Raw genomic sequence first — 8,196 nt, 5'->3', positions numbered from 1 at the left:
CCGAGGGTGTCCCACGCCTCCGCGGATTCCGGCGACCCGGAACGTTCCGGCGCGGCCGGCTGCTCCACACCCTCCTCGGTGCCGGTGTCCGCGACCGCGGACGCCTCCTCCGCAGCGCCGAGAATCCCCCGGTACAGCGCACCGTTGACGAGCACGACGAGCAATGCCACGACGACCACGAGCGCGGTCACCCGCGCGACCGGCGCCGGCGTGTAGCGGTCGACGAACCGCGCGAGCTTGTTCGTCCCCGCCCGCAGGCCCCGCCCGATTGCCAGCAGCAGCAACGCCACCACCAGGGCGATCAGCAGAACCGGCAGGTAGAGGGACCGTTCGACCCGCTCCATGGTCACGAGGTCGCGGACGATCTGCTGCCACCACGAACCGAGAATCAGGAAGGTCGGAACCACCACGACCGCCACGGCCGCGAGCACCCACCAGCCGATGCGGCGCGTTTTCGGCGACCAGTCCGGGTGCACACCGCAGCGCCGCAGTGCCCACGCGATCAGGCAGCCGATGCCGTACCCGGTCGCCACGCCGATTCCCGTCGCGACGCCCTGCAGATACCAGGTGCGCGGTAGAAGGGACGGGGTCATCGACCACACGAAGAACAACAGTGCGAACGCGAGACCGACCGGGTGGAACGAGCGCGCGAAGGCCCGGGCTCGTGTGGGGGCACTCATCCTCGGGAGTGTAGGGGCGAAACCGTCCGGTACGTATCGACACGCCGTACACGGCTACTGTCCGGTATGGGCCCGGATGAGCGGTTTCGGTAGCAAGATGTAGGCGGTTCGTTACCTGCGAGGCGAGAGGGCTGTCATGGCAATCGGGGTCGGGCTCCGGATCGGCAGAGTCGTGTCCACCGCAGTGGTCGCGTCCAACGAACCGGGCACCCAGGATCCCGTGGTGATCGCCCGGGACACGGTCCTGCACATCGACGAGGACGGCACCACCACCCTCGGCTCCTACTCCTCCGGCAACGAAGCACGCACCCTCGCCGGGTTCCTCGCCCGGGTCGGCGACCCCGCGGGTGTCACCGCCAGCGACGGTCGCGTGTACCGGGCGGAGGACGCGATGGCGACCGCGATCCAGTGCCTGCTGAACGAGACCGAACCGCTGCCGAAGTTCGGGGGCGCCGACGACGGATCCGAGCCCGGCTACACCGCGACCTACCCTTCCCACTGGGATTCCGATGCGGTCGCGTCGCTGCGCGCGGCCCTCGACTACGCGGATCTGCGGCACGTGGACCTGGCCTCGGACGCCCAGGGTGCCGCGACCTGGTATGCCTCCGAGATTTCCGAGACCCCCGGTCAGCTCATCGGTGTCTTCCACATCGACGACGCCGGTTCGACGGTGACGCTGGTGCGATCCGGGGTACCGGCGGGCAAGGCGTTCCGGATACCGACGAAGGGCGCACCGTCACCCGCCTCGCAGCTCGCGACCGCGCTCGGCTCGTTCGGGTGGCTGCCGCCGAATCTCGACGCGGTCGTCGTGATGGGTGACGGGATCGTCGCCCGCGACCGCTCGTACATCCAGGAGATCGCGAACAGCATCGCGACGAAGCTGATGGTCCGCACCCTCGTCGGTCCCGGCCCGGAGCAGACCGCCGCGCTGGGTGCGGCGATTCTGGCCGCCGGTTTCGTGCCGGCCCGCGAGACGAAGCGTGCCCGCATCGGGCTTCCGCCGTCGTACGACGAGACGGACGTGCTGACCGGTGGACTCGCGCGCATCCGGGCACAGGAGATGCTCGAGGCCGGGAAGAACGACGTCGTCGCGGCGCGGTTGCTCGCCGTCGAGCCGGACGACGAGGACGACCGCGAACCGGACACGACCGAAAACGACGAGACCGAGAAGCGGTCGCGCAAGCCGCTGATCCCGATCGTCGCCGGGGTCGCACTGGTCGCGGTGCCCCTGCTCGTGTTGCTCCTGTGAGACCCGTTGCCTGTGAGACGCCGGGTCAGGCGTCGTCGGTGAGCGACGCGAGCTCGGCGGCGTCCTCTTCGCCGAACTTCTCCTCGAGCGCCTCGGGCGTGTAGTCCAGGTCGATCTCCTCGACGGGACGGCCGCGCGCGGACTCGATCGCACCGAGCCGACGCTGGGCGCGGTCCGCCGCGTACGCCACGAACTCGTCGGGGTCCAACCCGAACGGCTGTTCCTCGAACTGATCGTTGATCCACTGGATCACCCCGAGCGCGTGCGGGAGCAACTCCCCCATACGTTGTTGCACCACATCCCAATTCGCGTCGTCGGCGGCGACGTGCCGGCGGCACGTGAACGTTCCCCACGCCATGTGGCGGCGCTCGTCGTCGCCGATCCGCCGCACCAGCTCCTGCATGCCGGGCAGGATCCCGCGGGTCGTGCACACCTTCTGCCACGCGTAGTAACCGGTGAGGGCGAGGCTGCCCTCGATGACGTGGTTGTAGGTGACACTCGCGCGCACCTGGTTCGCCGGGCTGGGATCGTGTTCGAGAATCCGCAGGGAATCGGGAAGCTCCTCGTAGAACAGCGCGCGGTAGTGCGGGTTCTCCGCGACGTACGGCAGCAGATCGCCGGTCAGTCCCACCGCGTCCATCCACAGCCGGAACACCTGGGTGTGCTTGGCCTCCTCGAAACAGAACTGCGTCAGGTACATCTCGTCGCCGAGCCGGTTCTCGGCGGCCATCGCGCGCAGGAACGGCTGGATGTCCTGGGTGACGGCCTCCTCCCCCGCCGCGAAGTGCGTCACCAGATAGGAGGCGCTGCGTTTCTGTTCGCTGTTCAGGTCCGCCCAGTCCGCGACGTCCTGCGAGAAATCCAGGTCGAGGGGATCCCAGAACTTGGCGTTGCCCTTCGCGAACAGGCGCAGCGGGAAGGCGTCCCAGTTCAGTCCGCCTTCCCGCAGCGACGCGAATCCGTCTCGCCGCGGTGATACCTCGGTCACACGTCCAGGCTAACCCCGTATCACCACCCCGACCTGCGTTTTCAGCCCTCGAACAGCGTCTCGCCGGGATAGCCGCCGGCGCCGAACCCGGATGGGATCGCGAACACCGCCGAACCGATCGGGGTGATCCACGGATTCAGCGCGTCGTGGTCCGCCAGACGCTGCTGCACCGGCACGAACTGACGGTTGACGTCGGCCTGGTAGGCCGCGAAGAGCAGGCCCGCGCCGTCGGCGTCGTCGTAGTTGTAGCCGCGCCGCAGGAACTGCTCGTCCGCGTTGCGCGGCCGTGCCCGCGCCATGTGCGATTCCGGTGGGATCACCGGGATGCCGTACCGGTCGACCGCGTCGAAATCGGGATCGTCGTGCTCGGCCGTGCCGGTGAGCGGCGCCCCGTTCGACAGCGTGCGCCCCACCGTGAGTTCCCTTGCTGGACGGTCCAATTCGTCCCAGGTGTCGAGTTCCATGCGGATGCGCCGCAACACCAGCGAGGACCCGCCGGCCAGCCACGGGGGCGAACCCGGATTCCACACCCGGCCTTGGAATTCCGTGCTGCGCGCGGCGGGATTGACGGTGCCGTCGACCTGGCCCATGAGGTTGCGCATGCTCGCACCCTCCGGGCGGGTGCCGGGGGCGTGCCGGAAACCGCGCTGCACCCACCGCACCGACACCTGCGAGCGCACCGTCCGGGTCAGCGTGCGCACCGCGTGCGCGACCGTGACGGGATCGTCGGCGCACACCTGGAGCATCAGATCGCCTCCGCTCCAACGGTCTTCGAGCCGGTCGATGCCGAACGCGGGCAACGGTCGCAGCCATTCGGGCCGAACCTTCTCCGCGTCGGCGGACGCGAACACCGCGGGACCGAACACCCCGGGGCCGAATCCGACCGTGACGGTCAGGTTCGCCGGGTCCTGGGCGAGTTCGGGTTCGGTGTCGCCGAGGCCCCCGGTGCCGGTGGTGAGCCGGTACGCGTCCTGCGCCCAGACCTTCAGCACGCCGACGAGCGCGCGCCGATCGGTGCCGGGCAGCAGGTCCAGCGCCACGAACGACGCGAACGCCTGCGGTTCGGTCTCGATACCGGCCTGGTGGGTGCCGTGGAACCCGACGATGCCCGGGTCCTCGTCACGGGCCGTGACGCGGCCGATTCCGGCGGCGCCCAGCCCGACCACGCCGAGCGCGGCGGCGCCGCCCCCGAGCAGGCGCCGCCGGGTGAGCTCAGCCACCGTGGTTCGCCCCCTCCTCGGCGTTCGGCACGTAGTTCTCGCGCGCCCCGGCGAAATCGCGGACCTGCGAGGTGAAATCGATCGACGAACCGTCGCTGAAGGTCAACGTGAACTCGATGTCGGTTCCGGGCGTGACGGGCTCGATCAGATCCATCAGCATCAGGTGATCGCCGCCGGGAGCGAGGCTGTGCCGGCTGCCGGCGGCGACGGTCAGCCCGCCGTCCATCTCGCGCATCGCCATCGCGCCGTCGGCGGCGGGAGCCATCTCGTGTAGTTCGGTCCGACTCGAGACCGGACTCGAGACGGACACGATCTGGACGGCATGGTCGCCGGTGTTCTCCAGTTCGGCGAACGCACCGGTCATTCCGCTCTCGGCGGCCTTGGTCCACGCCGACGACACGACGATCGAGTCGGCCGCGGTCGCGGGGTCCTCGGATCCGCACCCGGCGGCGGCGAGCGCCGCCGCTGCGATCGCGGCGAACGCGAGGAACTTGGTCTTCTTCATGGGGGTCTCCCGTACAGGTCTGTGCGCACGCGGGCGCGCGATCGCCTCATGCGGGCGATCGTGAAAGGAAAGGAATCGGTGTCAGACCGTGACGGGTGGGCCGCGCGGGACGATGCCGGCGGACCGGCGAAGACCGCGCAGGACCGGCGGCCGGGGAGCAACGAGCACTGCGCCGGGCACGCGGAGTGGCGCGAACGGGGTCGGCGCGACGCGACGCAGCGCGGCGAGCACGAACCGGCATCCGCGTTCGGCGGCCACGACCAGCAGTGCCGCCACCGCGATCGCGACGGCGTGGCCGGCGATCATCGCGGGTCCGGGAACGTGGAAGTGGCCGGCGTCGAGGGAGAGCACGAGGTGCCCGAGCACCTGACCGGCGACGAGAATTGCCGCAACGGGAAGCCGGGTGCCGGCCGCCACCACACCCACGGCGAGCGTCGTCGCGATCAACAGCGCGACCGCGCTCTGGGAGGGAGTACCGCCGCCACCGAGTGCGTGCGCCGCAATGCTCACGGCTCCGGAAACGGCGCCGGTCAGCCCACCGCGCAGGCGCGCGACGAGGGCTTCGGCGGTACTCATGACGACAGGATACGACTTTCTACGACTGCCAGTAGTAGTGGTCCGCGGGAACTTGTCGACAGAGTGTCGATATGATTGCGACAAGACGTCGACAAACCGGCGCATCCCATCCGACCTCGCCTGCGAAGGACCAGCATGTTCCTGACCCTGCGCGAACTGTGGTTCGCGCGCACCCGATTCCTCCTGATGGGTGCCGTCGTCGCACTCATCTCGATCTTGATGGTGATCCTCTCCGGCCTGTCCTCCGGCCTGGTCACCGACGGCGTCTCCGCGCTGCAGCGCACGCCCGTACAGGCGTTCGCGTTCGCCGAAGGCACCAAGACCGACTCCGCGTTCTCCCGTTCCGTCGTTACCGACGAGCAGGTCGCCGCCTGGCGGGAACGGCCCGACGTCGCGGAGGCCGCCCTGTTCGGCAACGCGATCGTCAACGCCAAGACCGGCGACGGCATCCCCGTCGACCTCACCCTCTTCGGCATCGAACCCGGCTCCTTCCTCGAACCGGCCGCCGCCGAGGGCCGCGCCCTCCAGCAGGCCACCGACATCCTCGTCAGCGACAGCGCACGCGCCGCCGGCATCGAACTCGGTGACACGGTCGTCGTCGACCGTCTCGGCACCGAACTGACCGTCGTCGGCTTCACCTCGGACAAGCGCACCTTCGGGCACGTCGACGTCGCCTACGTGCCGCTGTCCACGTGGCAGGAGATCCACGCCGGCGTGAAGGTCGGCGAGCAGCCGCAGCCGGACATCTACCGCGAGGCCAGCGTCGTCGCGTTGCAGGGCGTCGACGGTGGTCTGCCCGACCTCGCCGCCGGGGATGCCGCCGCGGGCACCGTGTCCAAGACGCTCGAGGAGTCGTTCGACTCGTCGCCGGGTTACTCCGCCGAGATGATGACCATGTCGATGATCAAGGCGTTCCTGTACGCGATCTCCGCCCTCGTCGTCGGCGCGTTCTTCAGCATCTGGACCGTGCAGCGCAGCCGCGAACTGTCGGTGCTGCGCGCGATGGGTGCGTCCACCGGTTTCCTGCTGCGCGACGGGCTGCTGCACGCCGTCGTCGTTCTCGTCGCCTCCGTCGCCCTCGGTGTGCTCATCGGTCTCGGGCTCGGTTCGGGCCTCGACGGCTCCGGCATGCCGTTCGCCCTCGAGAGCGGACCGATCGTGCAGGGTGCGGTGCTGCTCATCGTGCTCGGCCTCGTCGGAGCCGCCGTCGCCGTCGTCCGCATCACCCGCGTCGACCCCCTCACCGCACTGGGAGAAAACCGTTGACCGCCGCCACCTCCACCCGCGCCGGGCTCGCCCTGACCGACACCTGCCTGAGCTTCGGCGACGGCGACAGCACCGTGCACGCACTCGACCACGTGACCCTCGAGGTCGCGGCCGGGGAACTCGTCGCGATCGTCGGCCCGTCCGGCGCCGGCAAGTCCAGCCTCCTCGCGGTCGCGGGCGGCCTCACCCGACCGACCTCCGGAACCGTGACCGTCGACGGCGTCGACATCACGAACCTGAAGCCACGTGAGCTCACCCGGCTGCGCCGCGATCGCATCGGGTTCGTGTTCCAGTCCGGGAACCTGATCCCGGCACTCACGGCCCGCGACCAGCTCCGGCTCGTCGAGAAGATCACCGGACGCGAGGGCCGCGACCCCGACGAACTGCTCGCATCCGTCGGCATGAGCCACCGCGCCGACCGCCGGCCGGGACAGTTGTCGGGCGGCGAACGTCAGCGCGTCGGTATCGCACGGGCGCTGATGGCCCGGCCGGCGCTGCTGCTCGTCGACGAACCGACGGCCGCGCTGGACCGCAAACGCAGCCACGAGGTCGTCGAACTGCTCGCCCGTGAAACCCACGAGGCGGGGGTCGCTACGATCATGGTCACCCACGACCACGACGTGCTCGACCACTGCGATCGGGTCCTCGAGATGGTCGACGGCGGGCTCGGGCCACACGACTGACCCGCCGGGATACGAGAGGAGGGTCCGTGCCGAAGATCTCCGCGGCGACGGTCGTCGAGCACCGCGCCGCGCAGCGGCGGGCCCTCCTCGACGCCGCGCGCGACCTGCTCGCGGAAGCCCCGGACCGGGTCCCCTCCCTCGCCGACGTGGCCGTGCGGGCCGGTCTGGCCCGGTCCAGCGTCTACCACTACTTCGGGTCCCGCGACGACCTGTTGCGCGCCGTCGTCGAGGACATGTTCCCGCGCTGGAACGCCAGGATCGTCGCGGCGATGAACACCGTCGACGATCCCGCGGAACGCGTGCTCGCCTACATCGAGGTGAACCTGCGGCTCGTCGCGGAGGGTGAGCACGCCGTCATCGGTGTCCTCGCGACCTTCACCCCGCAGGCGTTCACCAACGAACGGATGCACGCGCTGCATCAGGAACTGGTCCTCCCCCTGCTCGACGCGTTGCGCGAGCAGGGGCGGCCCGACCCGGAACTCACCGCGGAGTTCATCAACGCCCTCGTCTACAAGGGCACCGAACTGATCGAATCCGGCCGCAGCCTCGACGAGGTGCTGGACACCATCCGGAACCTGGCCGCGTTGGGATCGGAACGCACGAGCTTCTAATCACTTCGTGTTTCACGTGAAACAGTGCGTTCGTTTCCGACGCGCTCGCGCACTGCCGGCGCAACCTCTCCGGCGAACCGTTCGAGGTCGGCAGCGGTATCCGAACCGAGGAGGAACGTGCTGGTGCCGTGGAGCAACGTCAGCTCCGCCAACTGCTCGGCCCACACCTCCGCAGGTCCGTGCAGGAACGTCCCGTCGGAGGTGTCGTCGAACCTCCCGGCGATGTTGTAGAGCCGCCGGATCGCCGCCGGATCACGCTCGGCCTCGGTCGCGGCCGCATCGACCTTCGCGGTCATCGCGCCGAGCGCGTCCGGGGCCGCCGCGAACGAACTCGGCAGCCAGCCGTCCGCGTACCGGCCGGTGACGGCCAGCATCCGGTCCCCGTACGCCCCGAGCCAGATCTCCGGCTCGTGGGCGG

The 8,196-nt window shown here is 69.8% G+C and carries 10 protein-coding genes; 4 read left to right on the top strand and 6 right to left on the bottom strand.

What is annotated here, in order from left to right:
* Nucleotides 1-680, bottom strand: a 680-nt coding sequence (locus I0Q12_RS34235; RefSeq protein ID WP_307846617.1) for an alpha/beta-hydrolase N-terminal domain-containing protein, incomplete at its 3' end; no start/stop codon positions are given.
* Nucleotides 681-816: 136 nt separating this feature from the next.
* Here I0Q12_RS34235 and I0Q12_RS29055 point away from each other — a divergent pair.
* Nucleotides 817-1,929 (top strand): hypothetical protein, encoded by a 1,113-nt coding sequence (locus I0Q12_RS29055; protein ID WP_197257132.1) that lies wholly within the window; start codon nt 817-819, stop codon nt 1,927-1,929.
* A gap of 25 nt (nt 1,930-1,954) precedes the next feature.
* Here the strand turns inward: I0Q12_RS29055 and I0Q12_RS29050 are convergent, their stop codons facing one another.
* The 4 genes from I0Q12_RS29050 to I0Q12_RS29035 all read right to left on the bottom strand — a co-directional run bounded on the left by I0Q12_RS29050 (nt 1,955) and on the right by I0Q12_RS29035 (nt 5,218).
* Nucleotides 1,955-2,917 (bottom strand): R2-like ligand-binding oxidase, encoded by a 963-nt coding sequence (locus I0Q12_RS29050; RefSeq protein ID WP_197257130.1) that lies wholly within the window; start codon nt 2,915-2,917, stop codon nt 1,955-1,957.
* A gap of 41 nt (nt 2,918-2,958) precedes the next feature.
* Entirely contained in the window at nt 2,959-4,137 is a 1,179-nt protein-coding gene (locus I0Q12_RS29045; RefSeq protein WP_197257128.1) for a Dyp-type peroxidase, read from the bottom strand.
* Nucleotides 4,130-4,642 carry a copper chaperone PCu(A)C gene (locus I0Q12_RS29040; RefSeq protein ID WP_197257126.1) on the bottom strand — a complete coding sequence of 171 codons (513 nt, stop codon included), beginning with the start codon at nt 4,640-4,642 and terminating at the stop codon, nt 4,130-4,132. The genes I0Q12_RS29045 and I0Q12_RS29040 overlap by 8 nt, the downstream gene beginning before the upstream one ends.
* An 81-nt stretch (nt 4,643-4,723) precedes the next feature.
* Nucleotides 4,724-5,218 carry a hypothetical protein gene (locus I0Q12_RS29035; protein ID WP_197257124.1) on the bottom strand — a complete coding sequence of 165 codons (495 nt, stop codon included), beginning with the start codon at nt 5,216-5,218 and terminating at the stop codon, nt 4,724-4,726.
* Between the two features lie 135 nt (nt 5,219-5,353).
* On the opposite strand from I0Q12_RS29035, the gene I0Q12_RS29030 reads away from it, so the two are divergent.
* Genes I0Q12_RS29030 through I0Q12_RS29020 form a run of 3 tightly spaced genes read left to right on the top strand, consistent with a single transcriptional unit; the run spans nt 5,354 to nt 7,778 of the window.
* Nucleotides 5,354-6,484, top strand: coding sequence for an FtsX-like permease family protein (locus I0Q12_RS29030; RefSeq protein ID WP_197257122.1), 1,131 nt, complete (start codon nt 5,354-5,356; stop codon nt 6,482-6,484).
* The gene (locus I0Q12_RS29025; RefSeq protein WP_197257120.1) at nt 6,481-7,167 is read left to right on the top strand and encodes an ABC transporter ATP-binding protein; all 687 of its coding nucleotides are present in this window, start codon (nt 6,481-6,483) and stop codon (nt 7,165-7,167) included. The genes I0Q12_RS29030 and I0Q12_RS29025 overlap by 4 nt, the downstream gene beginning before the upstream one ends.
* Before the next feature lie 26 nt (nt 7,168-7,193).
* Nucleotides 7,194-7,778 (top strand): TetR/AcrR family transcriptional regulator, encoded by a 585-nt coding sequence (locus I0Q12_RS29020; protein ID WP_197257118.1) that lies wholly within the window; start codon nt 7,194-7,196, stop codon nt 7,776-7,778.
* Here I0Q12_RS29020 and I0Q12_RS34230 read toward each other — a convergent pair.
* Nucleotides 7,775-8,196: LLM class flavin-dependent oxidoreductase (locus I0Q12_RS34230; RefSeq protein ID WP_231611662.1), on the bottom strand; the 422-nt coding region annotated here is incomplete at its 5' end. The two genes, I0Q12_RS29020 and I0Q12_RS34230, sit on opposite strands and share 4 nt — an antisense overlap.

The organism is Rhodococcus sp. CX (assembly GCF_015865005.1).
In the GTDB taxonomy this organism is placed as follows: Bacteria; Actinomycetota; Actinomycetes; order Mycobacteriales; family Mycobacteriaceae; genus Rhodococcus.
Note: the sequence above shows the minus strand (reverse complement) of the source record. Positions and strands in the feature narration are given on the sequence as shown.

Excerpts from the sequence above, each read along its gene's own strand:
- I0Q12_RS29040 (WP_197257126.1), bottom strand. The coding sequence starts at position 4,642 with ATGAAGAAGACCAAGTTCCTCGCGTTCGCCGCGATCGCAGCGGCGGCG.
- I0Q12_RS29035 (WP_197257124.1), bottom strand. The coding sequence starts at position 5,218 with ATGAGTACCGCCGAAGCCCTCGTCGCGCGCCTGCGCGGTGGGCTGACC.
- I0Q12_RS29055 (WP_197257132.1), top strand. The coding sequence starts at position 817 with ATGGCAATCGGGGTCGGGCTCCGGATCGGCAGAGTCGTGTCCACCGCA.
- I0Q12_RS29030 (WP_197257122.1), top strand. The coding sequence starts at position 5,354 with ATGTTCCTGACCCTGCGCGAACTGTGGTTCGCGCGCACCCGATTCCTC.